Source organism: Rosettibacter sp. KY25, from assembly GCF_057554405.1.
The window spans coordinates 23,126-42,808 of record NZ_BAAJAO010000003.1 but is presented as its reverse complement, the minus strand read 5'-3'; the positions used below and the strand labels follow the sequence as shown (position 1 = coordinate 42,808).

Here is a 19,683-nt window from a genome sequence, read left to right as displayed (position 1 = left end):
TAATTGCTAATGTTTTTCTTTTACCTAATCAGCAGCATTTTTTTAATAACATTGTATTTTTCTGTTTTTAGTTGATAAAAGTAAACACCGCTTGCAACATTATAACCAAGATTATTTGTAGCATTCCATTCAATGTTATGATAACCAGCATTCAACTCACCTTTGAATAAGGTCTTTATTAATCTTCCTCTTATGTCATAGATATTTATTTCAACATTACATTTTTCAGCAAGTGAAAATTTTATTTGTGTAGTGGGATTAAAAGGATTGGGATAATTTTGGTAAAGTTTATATTCATACTTTACGGATTCATCAGCTATAGATGTAATTACAGCTCTGAAATCAAAACTAATTTTTGAATGATTGCCAGCAAAATCATAAACAATTATTTCAACATGATTTGTTGCATTGTTGTTTATATCATCTCTTGTAGCCAAATAAAATATTTTAGATGTTGAGGGGTCATACATTATTTCTTTTTCTTTACCATTAATTATAATCTTTGAGTTAATTAAATCTAATCCCAAACCAAATCTATTTTCTTGAACTATAGCAAAAATTTCTGGATAAGTTTCAATTATAGCTCCTTGTTTAGGACCATAATCAATAATATTGGGTGCTTCTTTATCAGATATATTTGATAATTCAATCCCAAGTGCAAATTCACCAAGTTTATTTGTGCTTACAATTACAGAGTTATCCTTAAGTTCTCCTCCAAGGTAAACCCAGTTAAGAAGTTTTTTATCATAATAATAGATTTTAATATTTGATGAGTCTTCCATACTCAAATTAAATTTCTGTAATTGTTCTGGATGAATAAACATTTTAATCGTAAAAGGAGAATTCAGAGTATCCCGTAATATTGTTCCATCATTCTTTTTGAAAGAAATACTCATTACATCACTGATTATGATAAGATTGCTTTCATACAAGTCAAACTTTTTATTTGTAACTTGATGATATACAGTTGTTGACCTGTTCATATTCATTACTTTTGGTGGTTGGAATGGTTCTAATTGATATAATGAAGGCAAGTAAGAACCGAAAGTAGTAATAATCGCTGTCCCTGTATCAACCGCAGTTCCAACAACAGTTCCAATTGCATCACCAGTCTTAGAAACTACATCTATAACAAATTCCTTACCTGCAACGATAATCTTCTCCATTGTAGTAATAATATTTAGAAATGATTGTTTAACAAGAGGAATTACACCTGAGAAAATATCTCTTAAGATTGAAGTAAAGCTATCACTATTCATTTCATCTGAGTATTCGTTAGTATAGATTAAATAATTGTCGCCGCCTAAAAAAGCTTTAGAAAATTTTCTTGGAAAAGTAAGTTCATCGTAATATTTGAATTTTATACCGAATGATAAACCAACACCAACACCTAATGCGGCATCAAGGTCAATTCCAAGATCAAGAGCATAACCATTCCCTCTAATTTCTGATGTGGTAATATCAATTGGTATAGTTGCATCGTATGAAAATTTTATAGTATTTGTTAAATCTGTAAGTATATCTGAACTCAGAGGAATTTTTCTATCTTTTGTATAAAAACCAAGAATTTTAGTATTCGAGTTTGATAATTTTGGATATAATTCTTTTGGAACATCAAACTGTGTGCTGTAATATTGATTTGTCGAAGCATTAAATATATTAAGACCGCCACCACCTTTGAGTGAAAGACTTAATCCGTTGAAATTAAACGATGGATTAATTTTTGTTTCAATCGAAACCTCTGAACCTAAACCTGCATCGAAGAAACTAAAATTGCCTCCACCTAAATCAAAATCATGTTGAGATTTTAATCCAAAGTCGAGTGTTGAAAAATTGAAACTTAATGCCTCACTAAATTCTACAGAACCAACACTATTGTTACTTATTGATGGATGTGATGAATTGAAGTTATTAAGTTTTAGACCTACAGCAATTCCTAATGAAGGATTTAATGCATTGAATTCTATTCCTTGGAATTTAGATTGAAATCCTACACCAACTGAACCTTCAATGCCTAACCCTGTGTATATTTTGATTAAACCATCATTGAAAATTGGCATCATCCCGGCAGTAGCATTAATTGTCTCTACAATAGCAGCGAGAATTGCACCTACTCCAGGTGAAAGACTTGCACCGGCAAAAGATAAGGTCTCCAGCAAGAAACCAGCTTGAGCCATCTTGATTTTCTCTGGCTCCAAGTTTAGTTGTGAAAAACCAAATTTCTGTCCAAAGAAAGTTTTAATTGTAGAAGATGTATTTGTAACAGTAGCGGAAGCCACAGTAAGATTTACATCTGGAACTTTTACTTCTGTTGTTAAACTTGCTTCTAATCTTCTATCAAAAACTAAATTTTTGTTATGGTCTATTTGGATTTCTAATCCAGCTCCTGCTTCCCCTTTTACAGATAATTTAGCAGCAGAAGCTGAAGCTCCAACACCAACAGAGCCTACTGTTCCGCTTACTCCAGCACTTCCGCTTGCAAACACAGTCCATGTTCTTTGATAAGGTGTAGGAACTCTTCTAATTCTTATTTGAAATTGTGAAGCATTAAATGAATAAAAAGTATCACTAACTGTAATACCATTGCCTAGTATAAAACTCATCAATGAATCAACAAACAAGTAACCAGGTAAGTCAAGCCGGAAAATTCCCCGGCTAATAAATTTCCCTTCTACATTTATATTTCTGTTAGCAGATATTAATAATGCTTTTACATTTGAATTGGAATAAACTCCTGTTCCATTTGATGTCAATTTAAAGTAGCAATAACCTGTTCCATTTTGTGGAACTTGAATATTTTTTATCGAAATGCCATTATGTAATGTATCAATTTGTGCAGATACATTTAATGCAACTATTGAAATTTTATGAGGCTGATCATAAGTACCATGATAAGAACTTAAGCCGAAATCATCTGTTGCTTTAATGTAATATTCAATATCAACATTAGTTACAAATTCTTTGGGTATAACAGCAGAATAAACATTTTGAGATGTAAAATTCATTTGCAATGATTGATAAGATATTTGCCCGCTCTTTCTGTAATAAAGTTTTGCATCAGTTAAATTATTTGTTGTGTCTGTAATTATAGCAGTAATATTAATCGCAGTATTTTTTGAAGCTGCTTCGACAATATTATGCTCAATCTTTGGAGCCACATTTGGAAGAACAGCTAATTGATAAGGACTTTGTGCTGGATTTGTTTTGGGGTCCGATACTGTAATGTTCCCATCAGTTGCAGTAATATAATAATCTACACCGGGAGATTTAACAAATGAAGAAGGAATACTTGCTGCAAATTTATCTGCACCATATTTCGTCATCGTAACATTGTAATAATAACTTTGATTTGTAGGCTTGTAATAAAGTGTTGCTGATTTCACAAATGGTTCAATTTCATCTGTAATGACAGCACTAATTTTAAAAGATGTTCCTTCAGTCCATGCTTTTCTATGAAGTGCAAGCGTAGAATCTGTGCGCTGTATTTTAGGCATCGAAGCAGGGTTATAATAAATTGTATCAGAACTTTCATTTGACTTGTAATTGACAGTTACAACGATTTCTCGATTTTTATTCTTAGCAATAGGGTCCGAAGATTTATATTGAACAAGATAATTGTTTGAAATAATAGTTGAAATATAATTTAGTATTTGATTGAAATCAGAACGAATGTCAAGTATCTCACCATTGGTAACATTTGTAATTGGAGTAAATTTGTTATATAGATTTGAGTTAGTTAAAACAAATAGTGTTATTTTATTTTCCAGACAAATTGAAACAGCCTCGTCTATTGTAGCACCGCCTTGATCAGGGTCTTCATCAGTAATTATTATAAATATTTTTTGTGAACCCGGTCTAAAATTAAATGAGGATGCTGATTGTTTAATTGCATAGTAACCAGGTTCTTTTCCACCATCTGTTTTATTTAATTTCCATAAATTATTCTTAAAATAGTCTGCATCACTTGTTAGCATTCCATTATTTTCAATTATTGGATTGCCGGAATTTGCTAAAGCTCCATATCTACATAACCCAAGCGCATAATCGACTCCTGAACTTACAAGATTATTTACAAAGTTAATTACATTATTTGAAACAGCAGATTGCTCATCACCCATACTTCCACTGTTATCCATAATGAAAACTATATCTGCTAAACGTGCATTGCCAGATTGACCAGGTTGAATAACATTGAAATTCTCTGTTTGAAATGTCCCATCTTCAAATACTTTAAAATTCGATAAGTTTAATGAAGAGATTCCGTTATAAAATGTATCCACCGAAACATTTAATTGGATATTAGGAAAGTTTTGAATATCCAGACTAACAATTTTTGTTAATAATGGAGCAGCATAACCTTCACCACTTAATTCAACTTCATAAACTTGATTAGAGCTGTAATAAATTTTTAATGTTGCATTTTCTACACCTCGTATTGTTGGTTTATAAGTAATCAAAATTTCTTTTGATTTATTTGGTGAAAGCGAAAATAAGCTTGTTACTTCTTGGAAGTTCCTGATATAATTTACAGGTTGTTGAGTTAAAGTTTCATCATAAGATAAAATACTTAAAGTAGCACCAAGAACATATGTGAATTTGCTGCTATTAATTCTAATAGAATCGATTGTAATAGTTTGTGATGATCTGTTTTTTATAACTAAAGGTAAAGTTCTGCTGTCTTTTAAATTAACTACACCAAATGAAAGAGTTGTAGGTTCCGTAAAGATTCGAGATATCCCTTTCCCCTTCAATTTTATAATTGCAGGTGATTCATCTTGTTTGTTATTGTAAATTAATAAATTCGATTCTACTTGAGTTAATGATTGAGGAGTAAACTTAATTTTGACAGAAACAGTTTCTGATTTAGCAACCCAAATATTTTTAGGGGGAGTAACACTGAATGTAAATGCATTATTATCAATTTCAATTTTATTTATAAATAAATCAATTGAGCCCTTACTTGTTACCAGCTTGAGTGATTTTTCTGTATATGAACCAATTACATTTTCACCAAAGTCAATTTCATTTTGAATGACAGATAATAAAATATTGCCATTAAATGGACTTTGAGAAAAGGGAGTAAAATCAATTAAGCCATCTATTTTTTGTCCAATACCACTTGGATTATTTGTATTACTTGGTCCACTTGGGTCTCCCCAAAAATTATTTATTGCATTAATAGTTGAAGTGCTGTAATTTTTTATAGCTGTGTTGTTATTATAAAAATCATTATAAATTATAATTGGATTAGAATTATTTCTAACAACAATAGCATAATTGTCTTTAGTAAATCTGCAATTTTTTATTTCCGGAGATGAATTATCTATGTTTAGATAAACATTATTGAAAAGACATTTTCTTATTTGTGCGGTAGAATTATACAATACTTGAATTAATGCATCACTGCTTGATAAACCAATGAATTCAACACTATCAGCTATAAAATTTCCTTTTGAGGAAGAACTATAACCAATGTTTATTCCAGAACTTGTGGGAAAATAAATTTTTGTATCAGGTTCTATCGATAAAACAGCATTATCTCTTATTGTCAATCCATTAATGTAATAAGGCGAATAATTTTTAGTTAAAGTTAAGTTCTTGTTAATTGTGCCTTGATAACAAAGTCCCGGGTATAAAACATTAGTGTCATAAATAACATTATCAAGATTTATGCTTGCACCATCTTTGAGAATTACAGGGTAACCAACTCCCTTAAAAGTACTATTAAAAACAGTTGCATCATTATTTTCAATATACAAATAGGTGTTATCAAATATGCAATTAGTTAATGTACCTGTTCCGCATTGATTCTTAAAATAAATTCTTGAATCGCTTGAGGTTATTCCTTTCCAGTATACATTGCTTGCGATTAAAGTTCCTTTTGATGTAGAAGACGAGCCAAGAGTAATTGGAGTTGATGTAGTAAGATAAATTTCACAATTAGATTCAATAAATAATGTTGAATTGTTCCTGATTGTTAAATTATCAATATAATAAGGAATGTTATAGTTTTTCAAAGTATAATCAGAAGTGATATCACCATGAAATTGAATACCAAAATTTGAATTGGAAGGAAGAATATCAACATTGCTTAAAATTGCTTTGCCTCCATCGTTTAATACAATTGGATAAACACAATTACTAAAGCTGGAATTACTAATTGTTATCTCATTATTTTCAATTAAAAGATAAGTATTATCAAAGGAACAATTTTCTAATGTTCCACTTGCAGAATTATCTTTGAAATAAATCCTTGCATCATTTGTTAATAGTCCTTTAAAGCTGACACCATTTGCAATTAAATTACCTTTTGAAGATTGGCTGTATCCTACAGTTATATAAGATGATGTTGTAAATTGAACTACAACACCGCTCTCGATAGTAAGAGTCGCACCATCTCGAATAGTAATAGAACCTGTAATATTGTAAGGACTTCCATTAAGTGACCATATTGTATTTGAATTTATGGTGCCCTGAACATTGGTTTGAGAAAAAGTATATGAAACAACCAAGAAAAAAAAGAAAACAAAATACCTAATATTTGCTCTCATTTTATATTAAATATTGTTCATTTTCCCGAAATAAGAGCAAACTGGATTTATAATTAAATGTATTTTCTAATTGAGAGCAGTACAGGTATTTTGTTCAGGAAGAGAATTCTTTATAGCATTAATTTAACAAGATTAAATATTAATGCAAACAATTTTTTTAAAGGGTTAATTTACATCACATGTGGTTAAATTTTTATAAAAAGTAATCTTCAAAAAATTTTTCTGATTACTTGACAAAACAATTCAGATAATCTATTTTTGTGCACGATTTTTTGTTATAATGTATTCCGCGTTAGCTCAATGGTAGAGCATGCGGCTGTTAACCGCAGGGTTGCAGGTTCGAGTCCTGCACGCGGAGCGAAGGGACTTGTGGTTAAAACAAGTCCCTTTTTTTATGAACTTGAGCAGTAGTAAATTGTTTTTTAGTAAACAATTCAGGTGCTCTGTTCGCAATTAATTTATTTATTAACAATTTTAGGAGCATCTTTAAGATGGCAGAAAAAGTAAGAGGAACCGTAAAGTGGTTCAACAGTTCTAAAGGTTATGGATTCATTTCTCGCAAAGACGGAGATGATGTTTTTGTTCATTTCCAGGCAATTGTTGGCGAAGGCTACCGCAGTCTTCAAGAAGGTCAACAAGTTGAATTCACTATTGCTCAAGGACAAAAAGGTCCGCAAGCTCAGGAAGTAAAAGTTATAAAATAATTCTTTAACAGAATTTTAACTTAGCTTCATTAAAGCCCAATTAATTTTAATTGGGCTTTTTTATTTCAACTTGTTGCTAAAATATTTTTTGAGCTTTTCTAATTTGGGTGATATAACAAAATTGCAGTAGGGCTGAAACTGATTGTTATTATAATAATTTTGATGATAATCCTCTGCTTTATAAAAATTTTTGAATTTACTTACCTCAGTTACAATTGGACTATCCCATATTTTACTTTCATTTAATTTCTTAATCATCTCTTCAGCTATTTTTTTCTGTTCTTCATTATGATAAAAAATTACAGAACGATATTGAGTGCCTACATCTGCTCCCTGTCGATTTAAAGTTGTGGGGTCATGTGTACTGAAAAAAATTTCAAGCAATTCTTGAAATGAAATTATTTTGGGGTCAAAAGTTATTTGAACAACTTCGGCATGACCTGTTTTTCCTGTACACACAGCTTCATAAGTTGGATTTGGAACACTTCCGCCTGAATACCCGCTTTCAACTTTTAGCACACCACGAACTCTTTGAAAAATTGCTTCTGAACACCAGAAGCACCCTTCTCCAAATGTTACAATTTCATACTTATCAGAATTCATAAGATTCTCTTTGGATTTTTTTGTTAATTCATTATCAATGTTCAAAATGTTAATTAATAGAATAATCAAAAAAATTTTTATTGCAGTCATTTTATATCTGCTTTATGAACCATTACAAAAATTGTAGATAAATAGTTCAATAAAAATTTTGATGATTTTATTAATGGAAATAATTAATTTAATTTAGAAAAAATCCTTCCTAAATATGAGAGGCAAAAATGAAGGCAATTGTAAAATTATTCATTCTTTTATTATTGCTGTGTTTTTCCTCTGTTAATTTTTCACAGGTAGCTAATCATATTGTAATTGCTGAAATCTATGCTGCTGGGGGTAATGCTGGAGCTGTTTACAAGTATGATTATGTTGTTTTGTATAATCCATTACAAAACGACGTTGATTTAAACGGATGGTCATTACAATATTCACCATCTACAAGTTATAATTATAACAACAACATTATATTACTTAGTGGAACAATAAAATCAAACAGCTATTACCTTATTCAGCTTTATAGTGGAGGAGATATTGGAAATGTATTACCTATAACCCCCAATGTAATCGGAACTACTAATTTATCAGCGACTGCAGGTAAAATAGCTTTAGTCAATAATTCAGAAGCAATAAGTAATAGGTTTGACATTAATGTTGTTGATTTTGTCGGGTATGGAAGTTCTGCCAATGAATTTGAAGGAAGTAATTATGCGATTTATCCAAGCTATGCAACAAGAAGTCTTTGCAGAAAGGATAACAATGGTAATGAAACTTATGGAACAAATGGAAATGGCTGGGATTCAGATGATAATAAAAATGATTTTTTCTCTAATAATATTCCCTCTCCTCTTCCTGTTGAACTTGTCTCATTTAATGCAATTCCATTTGGAAGTAAAATCCATTTAACTTGGTCTACAGCAACAGAAGTAAATAATTATGGTTTTGAGTTGCTTCGGTTAAACAAAACTTCTGCAGATAATCAATGGAATAAAGTTGCTTTTATTCCAGGTAATGGAAACAGCAATTCACCTAAATTTTATTCATACATTGATGAACCTACAGGTGGTTATGAATTTCTTTATAAACTAAAACAAATTGATTATGACGGCTCCTTTGAATATTCTAATAATATTTATGTAAAACTTGATTTACCCAGCCAAATTAAATTATATCAAAATTTTCCGAATCCTTTTAATCCAATTACGAAAATCAAATATTCTATTCCTGATAATGTTAATCATGCAAGCACAAAAATTGTAATTAAAATCTTTGACGTACTTGGTAAAGAAATAAAAACTCTCACAAATGATTTTTATTATCCAGGAAATTATGAAATTGAATTCGATGGAAGTAATTTATCGGCAGGAATTTATTATGTTGTGCTTATGACTGATAATCAAAAATTTATAAACAAATGTTTATTGATTAAGTGAATCCTAATCTAATTTGTAACATCAAATTGATGAACAAAAAATTTTACGAGGAGGAAATATGAAAAAAAATGTTGGAAGTACAGACAAAATAATTAGAATAATTTTAGGTCTTGCAATAATTATTATTGGAATCATTACTCAAAGTTTATGGGGATTAATTGGTTTAATACCAATTGTTACTGCATTGATTGGTTGGTGCCCTTTGTACTTACCTTTTGGCATATCAACTTGTAAAACAGAAAAATCTGAGTAATCTTATTAAGCTCTATAGGTAATATTTGCTAATAGCAATCAAGAGAAATCTTGATTTATCAATGTAAACTTTTTTGCATTTTCATAAGGATTACCATTAAATATTGCTGATACAACAGCAAGTGCATCTATTTTATATTCAAGCAGTAAGTGATAATTATTTTGATTAATCCCTCCTATAGCTACAATTGGGATTTTAATTTTTTTTCTTGCTGTCTTAAAAAAATTGAGTGAGTTTATTACTGGTTCATTTGGTTTTGTTGGAGAAGTAAAAACTGCCCCAAAAGCAACATAAGTGGCTCCTAATTTCTCAAATAATCTTGCTTTTTCAATATCGTTGTAACAAGAAATTCCAATTATTTTATTTTTCATAAGAGATTTAATTTTTTTGAAATATTCAATTGCATTTGCTCCCAAATCATCTTTCCCGAGATGCACACCATCTGCATTACTTTCAAGAGCAACATGGACATCATCATTGATAATTAAAGGGATATTATACTTTTCTGTTATTACTTTTAGTCTTTTAGCTCTTTCAATTCTTTTCTCGAAGCCAAATGATTTATCTCTAAGTTGAATTAATTTCACTCCGCCTTGAATTGCCTTTTCGACACATTCTTCGAGTTTATTATCAGGAATTAAATTTTCATCTGTTATTGCATAAATACCTTTTATTGCTGCCATTGCCACCCGTGATTTAATGGACCAAAACCTTTTCCTATTTGAATTTCATTTTGTAATGCATTTTGAATGAAAGCTCTTGCTTCTTTAATAGAAGAAAAAATATCAAACCCTTTTGCGATATTTGCTGTGATGGCAGCAGAAAAAGTGCAGCCAATGCCATGAGTATTTTTTGTTTGAATAAAAGGATTTTCTAAATATTCAATTTTATCTTTTGTAAAGATTAAATCGACTACAAAATTTTCAAAAGGCAAATGCCCGCCTTTTATTACTACGCATTTTGGTCCAAACTGATAAATTTTTTCTGCTGCTTTTATCATATCTTCTTTTGAAATAATTTTAATACCAGTTAGCATTTCAGCTTCAAAAATATTTGGTGTAATTATCAATGCTTTTGGTAATAATTTTTGTATGAAAATATTCAGTGAATTTTCTTTCAATAAATTGGTTTCATCTTTAGCTTTTAACACAGGGTCAATGATTAACTTTCTAATATTGAATTCATTAATTGCAGATACTACATTTTCTATTATATCTGAATTAGAAAGCATACCTGTTTTTACAGCATCAATTTCAATATCTGTGATTATAGATTTAATTTGTTCATAAACCAAGTATCCAGGCAAATCATATACAGTTTCTATTCCCTTTGTGTTTTGAACAGTAATGGAAGTGACAGCACTTGTGCCGTAAACATTTAATGCCATAAAAGTTTTTAAATCTGCCTGAATGCCAGCACCAGCACTGCTATCACTTCCAGCTATTGTTAATACTTTTGGAATTGTTCTCATCTTTCTAATTAATTTTCATTTCAAAAGCTTGGGCTATTGCTTGCCAAAATGGGTCTACTCGTGGATGTTCTAATTGTTTAGTTTGATTATTCTCTACAATCCATCTTCCCTTTTCAAAAGGAAGTATCTCACCAATAACTGCGCAGTCAATTCCTTGATTATTTAATTCATTAACAAGTAAATCAACTTTATGTGGTCTTACAGTAATTACTAATGTGCCTTCACTAATTGAAATATAAGGGTCCATATCGAACAGTTCGCATACAGATTTAACTTCTGGCAACACAGGAATTTTATCTTTATAAATAATAATTCCTTTATTGCTTGCTTGTGCAACTTCAAACACTCCTCCAATAACTCCACATTCGGTTGCATCATGTAAAGATGTTACCCCTTCTTCTTTTACTCCAATTTTTACTGCTGTTAAAGCATCATCAACAGTACTCATTTTATAAAATAAATTTTCTGCTTTTGATAAAATATCAGCATCCAAATTTTCTTTAATATAATTTGGAAAAGTGTTAGCAAAAATTCCTGTTGCTTCTATTGCAGCTCCTTTTGTTATTACAATTAAATCTCCTTCCATAGCAAATTTGGGAGTCAAATATTTATCCTTTGGTCCAACGGCAATAAATGTAGCTCCGCCAACCATTGGATAATCTGTTCCTGTGTAACGAGCTGTATGGCCTGTTACAACAGCAGTTCCATATTTTTCACATTCTTGATGAATTACTTTCCAAACTTTTTCAAAATCATCTTCGGTAATATTCATTGGTAAATTAAAATCAAAAACTGCATAAGCAGGAGGAAATCCGCTTGTTGTAACATCACTTGCAAGAATGTGCCATGCAAACCAGGCTGCTTTTTCCCAGCCATATTGAGGAACAATATAAATTGGGTCTGTAGTAATTGCCATCACAGTTTCATTTGATACTTGAACAATCCCAATATCTATTCCATGAGAAGGAGGAATTAAAACATCATTTCTTTTTGCACCAAGTTGCGGATAAATATAATGATTAAAAAATTCAGGACTAATTTTGCCAATTGCAGGGAATTCGACTTTCTTCATATTAGACCTCGACCAATTTATTTTTGCGGATTGTATTTTCAACTAAATTCATTGGACAGAAAGGACCACACATTGAACAAGCTTCTGTTTTGCTTGCTCGACTATGAAAAATTTTTTTTGCTTCATTACCATATAATGCTAATTCAAATTGTTTATCCCAATCCAATTTGTAACGGGCTTCGCTCATTTTTTTATTTCTTTCAAGTGCATCTTTATTCCCTCGAGCTATATCAGCAATATGAGCAGCAATTTTAAAAGCTATAACTCCATTTTTTACATCTTCAACTGTCGGTAATCCTACATGTTCTGCAGGAGTTATGTAGCACAGCATATCAGCACCGTACCAACCGGCAAGTGCACCACCAATTGCACCTGCTATGTGGTCAAATCCTGCTGCAATATCAGTCGGCAGCATTCCAAGAATATAAAATGGAGCTCCTTTTGTAAGTTTCTTTTGAATCTGAACATTAGTTTGTATTTCATTAAGTGGAATGTGACCCGGTCCTTCAACCATTGTTTGAACTCCAGCTTTTCTTGCTCTTTCTACTAATTCGCCAATTATCATTAATTCAGCAATTTGTGCTCTGTCAGTTGAATCATTCAAACTACCTGGTCTTAATCCATCGCCAAGTGATAATGTCATATCATATTCACGAGCAATTTCAAGAAGTCGGTCATAATACTTATATAAAGGATTTTCTTCCTTGTTCTTAAGCATCCAGGCTGCAATTAAACCGCCGCCTCGAGATACTATACCGGTAATTCTTTTTTCGTTCTGGTATCTTTTCAATGTTTCCATCGTGATACCACAATGAACTGTTATATAATCTACTCCTTGTTTTCCATGTTCTTCAATGACATTAAAAATATCATCAGGTGTCATATCATAAATAGATGATTTTTTTGCAGCGGTAAATTCAGCTTCATAAATTGGTACTGTACCAAGTGGGATTGTGCAAACTTTCAGTATTTCCTCTCGAATAAACTTTAAATCTCCTCCAGTTGATAAATCCATAAGAGTGTCTGAGCCATATTCAATGGCAATTTTAGCTTTTTCAATTTCTTCAGCGATATTTATGTAGTCGTAAGATGTACCAATGTTTGTATTTATTTTAACAGTAAGAGATTCACCAATGGCTGTAAAGTTCGAAAGATTTATGTGATTTATATTTGCAGGGATCACTGCTCTTCCACTTCTGACAAGTTCAAGTATTTCATGTGGAGATTTATTTTCTTTTTCTGCTACATATTTCATTGCTTCCGTAACTTTGCCCATTTGAGCAAATTCTAATTGTGTCATTTCAACCTCCCTAATTTTAATAAGATTAAAACCGATGGAAGCAATGAGGGGATAATATAGGCTTAGAGAGAAAGGAATTTTTGATTACCTTCCCTACGCCGGTATTACCCGGATCAGGTTCAAAAGGCCGAAGTCGCATTCTAGACTTCCTCTCAGCCGGGTTGTCCCCAGCTTCCTCGGTATTGCAAAGTTCTAAAATTTTTATTTGATAATCAAATGAACAAGAAAATAAATTCAGGTATCAGAAGCGTTCTCTTTTAATCCCAAAAATTCAAGTAATCTGTTGTGTGCATCTTCAGACAGCTGCACATTATATCTTCTGTAAAATTGAATTGTATCTTCAACTGATTTGAAAAAATGCTGACAATTATCACAACTTTCTAAATGAGTTTTAATTTCTATGCATGTTGGTGAATTTAGTTCTTCACCAAGATTATCGCATATATGCATCATAACATCTTTACATGTTGGTTTATTCATAAGCTAATCTCTTATTTAATTCATTTCTCAAAAAAGCTCTTGCTCTGTGCAATCTTGATTTTACAGCTGGAATAGAAAGTTCAACTATTTTGGCTGTTTCTTCTGTAGACAATCCTTCAACGTCTCTTAACATGAATACAATTCGATATTCCGGTGCAAGTTTTTGTATAGCTTCATCAAGAATTTGTTTTAATTCATTATTTTCTGTTACATGTTCTGGAGTAACTTTCCAATCCGCAAAATTTTTTTCATCAATTAATGCTTCGTCGTCATCAATAGATGTAAATCCATATTTATTTTCTGAACGGGCAAGCATTAAACAATGATTTGCCACAACACGATAAAGCCATGTCGATAACTTTGAATCACCACTGAACTGATGTAAATTTTTTACCATGCTCAAAAAAGTTTCCTGCATTGTATGTTCAGCTCTTTCTTTGTTTCGGCAGATTTTAAAGGAAAAATTATAAACTGTCTGCTCATACATTTTTACAAGCTCAGTTAATGCTTTTCTATCCCCCTTTTGTGCTTTTTCAATTAATTCTTTTTCGTCCATTGAGTATGATGCCGTTATTTTAATTAAGATTCAGGTTGATTATTCAAACTCTTCCACAAATAGATGCTTGCTACAGTACAGTATGGATGCCAGTTCTTTTCTTTTGCAATTTTTATAACTTTATTGCTATCAGGCAAATTTTTCAATCCGTAATTTAACATTACAGCTTTTCTAATTCCAAGATCTGTATACGGAAGAACATTCAATCTTCCTAATGTAAAGATTAAAAACATGTGAACAGTCCAAATTCCGATTCCTTTTACTTTTGTCAATTCATTAATAATCTCTTCATCCGACATTTTAGAGATTCCGCGCAGTGTAATTTTTTTATTTATAACTTTTTCAGATAAATCTTTTATATACTTTATTTTTGCATTTGACAAACCAATAGTGCGCAAATTTTCGTCGCTTGTTTGCAAAATTAATTCAGGTGTGGGTTTATTATTAAAATATGACATCAATTTTTTCTCAATCGATGCTGCAGCATACATAGAAAGCTGCTGACCAGTTATTGCTCTTAATAATGCAAAAAAGTATTTTTTGTGTGGTTCTATTTTGCATGTGCCGTAGTTTTTTATTAATCTTGACAGCACATTATCATTCTTTGAAAGATATTCTATTGCTTTTGTAATTTCATTATTTAGCATAAAAGTATAATCAAAATGGAAAATCAATTAATAATAACATTAAGTAAAAACAAATTACTGAAAAATATTGACACTTCTAAAATAGACTTCAGCAAGATTAAAGGAAAATTATTAACACTTAACGAAGGTCAAATAATTTATCGTGAGGGGGATGCGGTAAATGAAATTTTTTTAGTAATAAGCGGAGAAGTTAATGTTCTTAAGAAACGATTGCTTGGCAAAAGCAAGTCATATATTTATTCTGACAATTCATTCTTTGGACATGAAGAATATTTGGAACAAACATCAAGAACTTCAACTGCAGTTGTATTGCGGGATACTTACTTAATTGTTTTATCAAAAAATGAAATTGATGATTTAATTAATCAAAATGAGAACATAAAATTAAATATGCTGGAACCGGCTCCAGAATATGAAGATACCTCTGAAGAAAAAAAAGATGTAAAAGAAATAAAGCATCCAACATTCGAAGACTTTACAGAAACAAAAAATGAAATTACCGAAAAGACAGAAGAAAATTTCTTTAAGACAATTGCAGATGTATCTTCTGAAAATAAAGTTATAGAACCTTTACAAGAAAGCTCTGCTCAAGAATTTCAAAAAGATGAAGAATTAACTGATATAGAAAAAGTTCTATTTAATGAAGATGGAATTCCAAAACCTGAAGTTGATTTATCAGAACCTTCTGAAGAGCCTAAAGAAGAATTTTTAGAATCGATGCTAAATGAAAATGGAATTCCAAAGCCAGAATTCGAATTGCCTGAACAAAAAGAAGAAACTGAAGTACAACGCAGTTTAAGTGATAATATTGATGATGCTTTCTTCCAGATTTTAAGTGGAGTAGAACAACCTCCTACAATTTCACCAGATGAAGAACCCATTGAAAAAATAGAAGAGAAAAAAATTGAATTAGAATCAGATGCAAGCAGCATTAAACCAGAGCATGTTGAAAAATTAGAAGAATTAATTGAAGAAGAAAAATCATTAAAAGAAGAATCTGAGAAAAAAGACAATATCACATGGCAGGATTATGAAACAGAAGAAATATTCAAAGAAGTTGATGAGAAATTAACAAACATTAACCAGAAAGATACTAAAACACCATTAGATATAGTTCAAGAGGATATAAAAATGAAAATTGATCAACTTCAAATGATAATCAAAGCAGCAGAACTTGTTAACTCAACTATTAAAATAGATGAGGTTTTGAAAAACATAGTTGAGGTTGCAACAGAATTAACAGATGCCGACAGAGGCACATTATATCTGATTGACAAAGAAAAAAATGAACTATGGTCATTAATAGCAATGGGCTCAGAAATTAAAGAGATAAGATTAAAAATTGGCGAGGGAATGGCAGGCTATGTTGCAAGAACAGGCGAAATTCTGAATATCAAAGATGTATCAAAGGATCCGCGTTATCGTTCCGACTTTGACAAAGCAAGCGGCTACGAAACTAAAAATGCCTTGACATTCCCGATTAAAAATAAAAAAGGAGAAATAATTGGAGTTCTTCAATTATTAAACAGCAAGAAAGGAGAATTCTCCAAGTACGATGAAGAATTATTAAATGCTATGTCGATACACTCAGCAATTGCGCTTCAAAATGCAGAACTTGTTGAAAAGCTGCTTCAAGCAGAAAGAGTTCAATCTCTCGGCAAGATGGCTAACTTTCTAATTCAGGATATTAAAAAGCCAATCCTCGTAAGCAAACGATATGCAGAACATCTGAAGAATAAAAATTTATCTCCAGATAATGTTCAAATAGTTGATATGCTGCTCGAACAATTAAATCATGTAGCAGATTTGGTTCAAACCACATCGAGTTATTCTGAAGGAAAAACAATTTTAAGAACTATAACTGTTAGCCTCAATAAAACATTGACCGATTACTCAACACGAATCGAAACTTATGTTGAATCCCGCAATTGCAAAATAGCAAACGAATTTGATAAAGATGTAAATGTAAAACTTGATGTTAAAGAATTTTATCAGTGCTACATGCACTTAATCAAAAATGCATGCGATGCAATGCCCGACGGCGGAACAATTACAGTTTCTACAAAAAAAGATGAAAAAGAAAAGAAAGTAAAAATATTCTTTAGAGATACAGGACTTGGCATTGCTGAAAGTCTTAGAGAAAAAATCTTCGAGCCATTTTTCACTCAAGGGAAAAAAGAAGGAACCGGTTTAGGGTTATCAATTACTAAACAAATTGTTGAAGCACACGGTGGAAAAATTGAAGTGCAAAGCTCCCTTGGCGAAGGTGCTACATTTATTATTACTCTTCCTACAGTGACTGTTTTATAAAACGATTCTGTGATTAACGACTTTGTGTGTGATGATTTTATTTTATGAATTATAATTTAATTACAATTTTAGGTCCTACTGCTTCCGGAAAAACAAGATTAGCTGCCCTTCTGGCAAATCGATTTGACGGAGAAATTATTTCTGCTGATTCCCGTCAAGTTTATAAAAGAATGAATATCGGAACTGGAAAGGATTTAGATGATTATATCGTTGACGGGAAAAAAATTCCATATCATTTAATTGACATAATTGAACCAACTGAGGAATTTAATCTTTTTCTCTTCACACAACATTTTTATAAAGCATTTGAAGAAATTAATTCAAGAAATAAAATTCCATTTCTCGTTGGTGGAACTGGTTTATATCTGCATTCAATTTTGAAAGGCTATAAACTCAATAAAGTAGAATTCAGTAAAGAAAAATATGATGAACTAAATAAATTAAGTATTGAGGAACTCCGAGAAAGACTTAAAAAAGTTAATCCAAAACTTCACAATACAACAGACCTGCTCATAAAAGATAGAATTATAAAAGCAATAATAATTTCCGAAGAGCAAGGGAATTCAACTATAAAAATTCCCGAGATAAATTCATTAACAATTGGAATTTATCTCGACAGAGAAAAAATTAAAGAAAGAATTACAAACAGATTAAAATATAGACTTGAAAATGGAATGATTGAAGAAGTAGAAAAACTTGTTGCAGATGGAATTACATTTGACAAATTGGAATTTTTTGGTCTAGAATATAAATTCATCGGCATGTATCTTAAATGCGAACTCAATTACAACGATATGTTTCAAAAACTGAACAGCGCAATTCATCAATTTGCAAAAAGACAAATGACATGGTTTAGAAAAATGGAAAGAGAAGGAATAAAAATTCACTGGATTGATGGAGCCGACTACAAAGCTGCAGAAAAAATAATAATTGAAAATTATTTTTCATGAAGAAGCAATTAGAAAAAAATTTGCCTTCCTTTGTTTTATCATACTTAAAAAAGTATTCATCTTATAAATGGAGTATTGAAGCAGAAGAATTTAACAACATCAATAACATAGTTGTAATCCCTGTAATTCAAGAATATGAAAATATAAACAATTTCTTAAAGTCTATTGCAGAAAACGAAACAAATTATTTTGATGAAACATTATTTCTTTATGTAATCAACAATCCTAAAAATTGCAGCAAAGAGATTAAAGAAGATAACAGAAAAACCATTGACTATTTGAAAGACTTAATCAATAAAAAAAGTGGAGATGACTTTGCAAAAAAAATTTACGAGAAAGGAATTAAGATTGGGGTTGTTGATGCCTCAAGCAGCGGCAAAGAACTTCCTGATAAAGAAGCTGGTGTTGGACTTGCAAGAAAGATTGGAATGGATTTAGCACTCAAGATTTTTGATTATAATAACAATCGAAAAAAAATATTAATCTGCCTTGATGCAGATTGTACTGTAGAAAAAAATTATTTGCAGGAAATAATCGATAATTTCAATAAAAAAAATTATAATGCTGCTTGTGTTTATTATGAGCATATTCTTCCAGAAAAAGAAGACGAAAAGCTTGCAATAATTTGTTATGAATTGTTTTTGAGATATTATGTTACAGGACTTAAATATGCAGGTTCACATTATGCATATCAAACAATTGGTTCAACTATTGTGTGCGATGCAGAAAGTTATTGCAAAGTTGGTGGAATGAATAAAAGAAAAGCAGGAGAAGATTTCTATTTTCTTGAAAAGCTTGCCAAGATAACAACTATTCATCAAATCACTACAACAACAGTTTATCCATCAAGCAGAGTTTCTATGCGTGTCCCTTTTGGAACTGGAAAACGAATAAGTAGATTTCTGCAAAATCCTGTTAATGAATATTATTTATATCATCCCAAAAGCTTTGATATTCTAAAAAATTGGCTTGAAATATTTCATTCTGAAATTATAACAGATGAAAATTATTATCTAAATGAAGCAGAAAAAATTCACATTCGCTTGAAAGAGTTTTTGGAAATTAATTCATTCAAATCTGCAATGAAAAATATTTTTGAAAATTCAAAAAATGACGAGCAAATTCAGAAACAAAAACTCTATTGGTTTGATGCATTCAAAACATTGAAATTAATTCATTACCTTCGTGATACAGATTTTCGTATGGTTAATACGTTTGATGCAATTGATGAATTAATCAAAATGTTTTCACAAAAAATTAATATAAAGAGAAATGAAAATATTCCACCTCTTGAAGTTCAGCTTGAGTATTTAAATTTTTTGAGAAAACTTAACAAAACTTTTTAAAACTAATTAAAGGCAT

At 30.8% G+C, this 19,683-nt stretch carries 15 protein-coding genes, 1 tRNA gene and 1 riboswitch; of the genes, 7 read left to right on the top strand and 9 right to left on the bottom strand.

Annotated features, from left to right (window positions below; genetic code table 11):
• Nucleotides 1-20: 20 nt before the first annotated feature.
• Nucleotides 21-6,551: a vWA domain-containing protein gene (locus AC27L2_RS02690; RefSeq protein WP_487210120.1), complete on the bottom strand. Its 6,531-nt coding sequence runs from the start codon at nt 6,549-6,551 to the stop codon at nt 21-23.
• 286 nt (nt 6,552-6,837) lie between these two features.
• Between AC27L2_RS02690 and AC27L2_RS02685 the strand changes: the two genes are divergently transcribed.
• A tRNA-Asn gene (locus AC27L2_RS02685) sits at nt 6,838-6,909 on the top strand.
• Nucleotides 6,910-7,042: 133 nt separating this feature from the next.
• On the top strand, nt 7,043-7,255 hold the full coding sequence (locus tag AC27L2_RS02680; RefSeq protein ID WP_353676824.1) for a cold-shock protein: 213 nt from the start codon (nt 7,043-7,045) through the stop codon (nt 7,253-7,255).
• A 60-nt stretch (nt 7,256-7,315) separates the two neighbouring features.
• On the opposite strand, the gene msrA is transcribed toward AC27L2_RS02680, so the two are convergent.
• Complete coding sequence (gene msrA / locus AC27L2_RS02675) at nt 7,316-7,948, bottom strand: peptide-methionine (S)-S-oxide reductase MsrA (RefSeq protein WP_487210119.1); 633 nt, start codon at nt 7,946-7,948, stop codon at nt 7,316-7,318.
• A gap of 128 nt (nt 7,949-8,076) precedes the next feature.
• Here msrA and AC27L2_RS02670 point away from each other — a divergent pair, with 128 nt between their 5' ends.
• Both AC27L2_RS02670 and AC27L2_RS02665 read left to right on the top strand, forming a co-directional pair.
• The gene (locus AC27L2_RS02670) at nt 8,077-9,282 is read left to right on the top strand and encodes a lamin tail domain-containing protein (protein WP_487210118.1); all 1,206 of its coding nucleotides are present in this window, start codon (nt 8,077-8,079) and stop codon (nt 9,280-9,282) included.
• 58 nt (nt 9,283-9,340) lie between these two features.
• Nucleotides 9,341-9,535, top strand: a complete 195-nt coding sequence (locus tag AC27L2_RS02665) for a YgaP family membrane protein (RefSeq protein WP_487210117.1) — start codon at nt 9,341-9,343, stop codon at nt 9,533-9,535.
• A gap of 38 nt (nt 9,536-9,573) precedes the next feature.
• On the opposite strand, the gene thiE is transcribed toward AC27L2_RS02665, so the two are convergent.
• From thiE to AC27L2_RS02630, 7 genes are all read right to left on the bottom strand, one after another.
• Entirely contained in the window at nt 9,574-10,218 is a 645-nt protein-coding gene (gene thiE, locus AC27L2_RS02660) for a thiamine phosphate synthase (RefSeq protein ID WP_487210116.1), read from the bottom strand.
• On the bottom strand, nt 10,206-11,006 hold the full coding sequence (gene thiD / locus AC27L2_RS02655; protein ID WP_487210115.1) for a bifunctional hydroxymethylpyrimidine kinase/phosphomethylpyrimidine kinase: 801 nt from the start codon (nt 11,004-11,006) through the stop codon (nt 10,206-10,208). Before thiD ends, thiE begins: the two co-directional genes overlap by 13 nt.
• 4 nt (nt 11,007-11,010) lie before the next feature.
• Nucleotides 11,011-12,078, bottom strand: a complete 1,068-nt coding sequence (locus tag AC27L2_RS02650) for an AIR synthase family protein (protein WP_487210114.1) — start codon at nt 12,076-12,078, stop codon at nt 11,011-11,013.
• Nucleotide 12,079: 1 nt separating this feature from the next.
• Nucleotides 12,080-13,378: a phosphomethylpyrimidine synthase ThiC gene (gene thiC, locus AC27L2_RS02645; protein WP_487210113.1), complete on the bottom strand. Its 1,299-nt coding sequence runs from the start codon at nt 13,376-13,378 to the stop codon at nt 12,080-12,082.
• A gap of 72 nt (nt 13,379-13,450) precedes the next feature.
• Nucleotides 13,451-13,566: riboswitch (TPP riboswitch) on the bottom strand.
• A 46-nt stretch (nt 13,567-13,612) separates the two neighbouring features.
• Nucleotides 13,613-13,858, bottom strand: coding sequence for a zf-HC2 domain-containing protein (locus AC27L2_RS02640; protein ID WP_487210112.1), 246 nt, complete (start codon nt 13,856-13,858; stop codon nt 13,613-13,615).
• Entirely contained in the window at nt 13,851-14,414 is a 564-nt protein-coding gene (locus AC27L2_RS02635) for an RNA polymerase sigma factor (protein WP_487210111.1), read from the bottom strand. Before AC27L2_RS02635 ends, AC27L2_RS02640 begins: the two co-directional genes overlap by 8 nt.
• A gap of 23 nt (nt 14,415-14,437) precedes the next feature.
• A complete protein-coding gene (locus tag AC27L2_RS02630; protein WP_487210110.1) occupies nt 14,438-15,061 on the bottom strand; it encodes a DNA-3-methyladenine glycosylase family protein in 624 nt (207 codons plus the stop codon).
• Between the two features lie 15 nt (nt 15,062-15,076).
• Between AC27L2_RS02630 and AC27L2_RS02625 the strand changes: the two genes are divergently transcribed.
• From AC27L2_RS02625 to AC27L2_RS02615, 3 genes are read left to right on the top strand one after another with little or no spacing between them, the layout of a single operon-like run.
• Nucleotides 15,077-17,371, top strand: coding sequence for an ATP-binding protein (locus AC27L2_RS02625; RefSeq protein ID WP_487210109.1), 2,295 nt, complete (start codon nt 15,077-15,079; stop codon nt 17,369-17,371).
• A gap of 44 nt (nt 17,372-17,415) precedes the next feature.
• On the top strand, nt 17,416-18,321 hold the full coding sequence (gene miaA / locus AC27L2_RS02620) for a tRNA (adenosine(37)-N6)-dimethylallyltransferase MiaA (protein WP_487210108.1): 906 nt from the start codon (nt 17,416-17,418) through the stop codon (nt 18,319-18,321).
• Entirely contained in the window at nt 18,318-19,667 is a 1,350-nt protein-coding gene (locus tag AC27L2_RS02615) for a glycosyltransferase family 2 protein (RefSeq protein ID WP_487210107.1), read from the top strand. The genes miaA and AC27L2_RS02615 overlap by 4 nt, the downstream gene beginning before the upstream one ends.
• Nucleotides 19,668-19,683: the final 16 nt, after the last annotated feature.

Excerpts from the sequence above, each read along its gene's own strand:
- thiE (WP_487210116.1), bottom strand. The coding sequence starts at position 10,218 with ATGGCAGCAATAAAAGGTATTTATGCAATAACAGATGAAAATTTAATT.
- AC27L2_RS02625 (WP_487210109.1), top strand. The coding sequence starts at position 15,077 with ATGGAAAATCAATTAATAATAACATTAAGTAAAAACAAATTACTGAAA.
- msrA (WP_487210119.1), bottom strand. The coding sequence starts at position 7,948 with ATGACTGCAATAAAAATTTTTTTGATTATTCTATTAATTAACATTTTG.
- AC27L2_RS02670 (WP_487210118.1), top strand. The coding sequence starts at position 8,077 with ATGAAGGCAATTGTAAAATTATTCATTCTTTTATTATTGCTGTGTTTT.
- AC27L2_RS02630 (WP_487210110.1), bottom strand. The coding sequence starts at position 15,061 with ATGCTAAATAATGAAATTACAAAAGCAATAGAATATCTTTCAAAGAAT.
- AC27L2_RS02690 (WP_487210120.1), bottom strand. The coding sequence starts at position 6,551 with ATGAGAGCAAATATTAGGTATTTTGTTTTCTTTTTTTTCTTGGTTGTT.
- AC27L2_RS02650 (WP_487210114.1), bottom strand. The coding sequence starts at position 12,078 with ATGAAGAAAGTCGAATTCCCTGCAATTGGCAAAATTAGTCCTGAATTT.
- AC27L2_RS02615 (WP_487210107.1), top strand. The coding sequence starts at position 18,318 with ATGAAGAAGCAATTAGAAAAAAATTTGCCTTCCTTTGTTTTATCATAC.
- AC27L2_RS02635 (WP_487210111.1), bottom strand. The coding sequence starts at position 14,414 with ATGGACGAAAAAGAATTAATTGAAAAAGCACAAAAGGGGGATAGAAAA.
- miaA (WP_487210108.1), top strand. The coding sequence starts at position 17,416 with ATGAATTATAATTTAATTACAATTTTAGGTCCTACTGCTTCCGGAAAA.
- thiC (WP_487210113.1), bottom strand. The coding sequence starts at position 13,378 with ATGACACAATTAGAATTTGCTCAAATGGGCAAAGTTACGGAAGCAATG.
- AC27L2_RS02640 (WP_487210112.1), bottom strand. The coding sequence starts at position 13,858 with ATGAATAAACCAACATGTAAAGATGTTATGATGCATATATGCGATAAT.
- thiD (WP_487210115.1), bottom strand. The coding sequence starts at position 11,006 with ATGAGAACAATTCCAAAAGTATTAACAATAGCTGGAAGTGATAGCAGT.
- AC27L2_RS02680 (WP_353676824.1), top strand. The coding sequence starts at position 7,043 with ATGGCAGAAAAAGTAAGAGGAACCGTAAAGTGGTTCAACAGTTCTAAA.
- AC27L2_RS02665 (WP_487210117.1), top strand. The coding sequence starts at position 9,341 with ATGAAAAAAAATGTTGGAAGTACAGACAAAATAATTAGAATAATTTTA.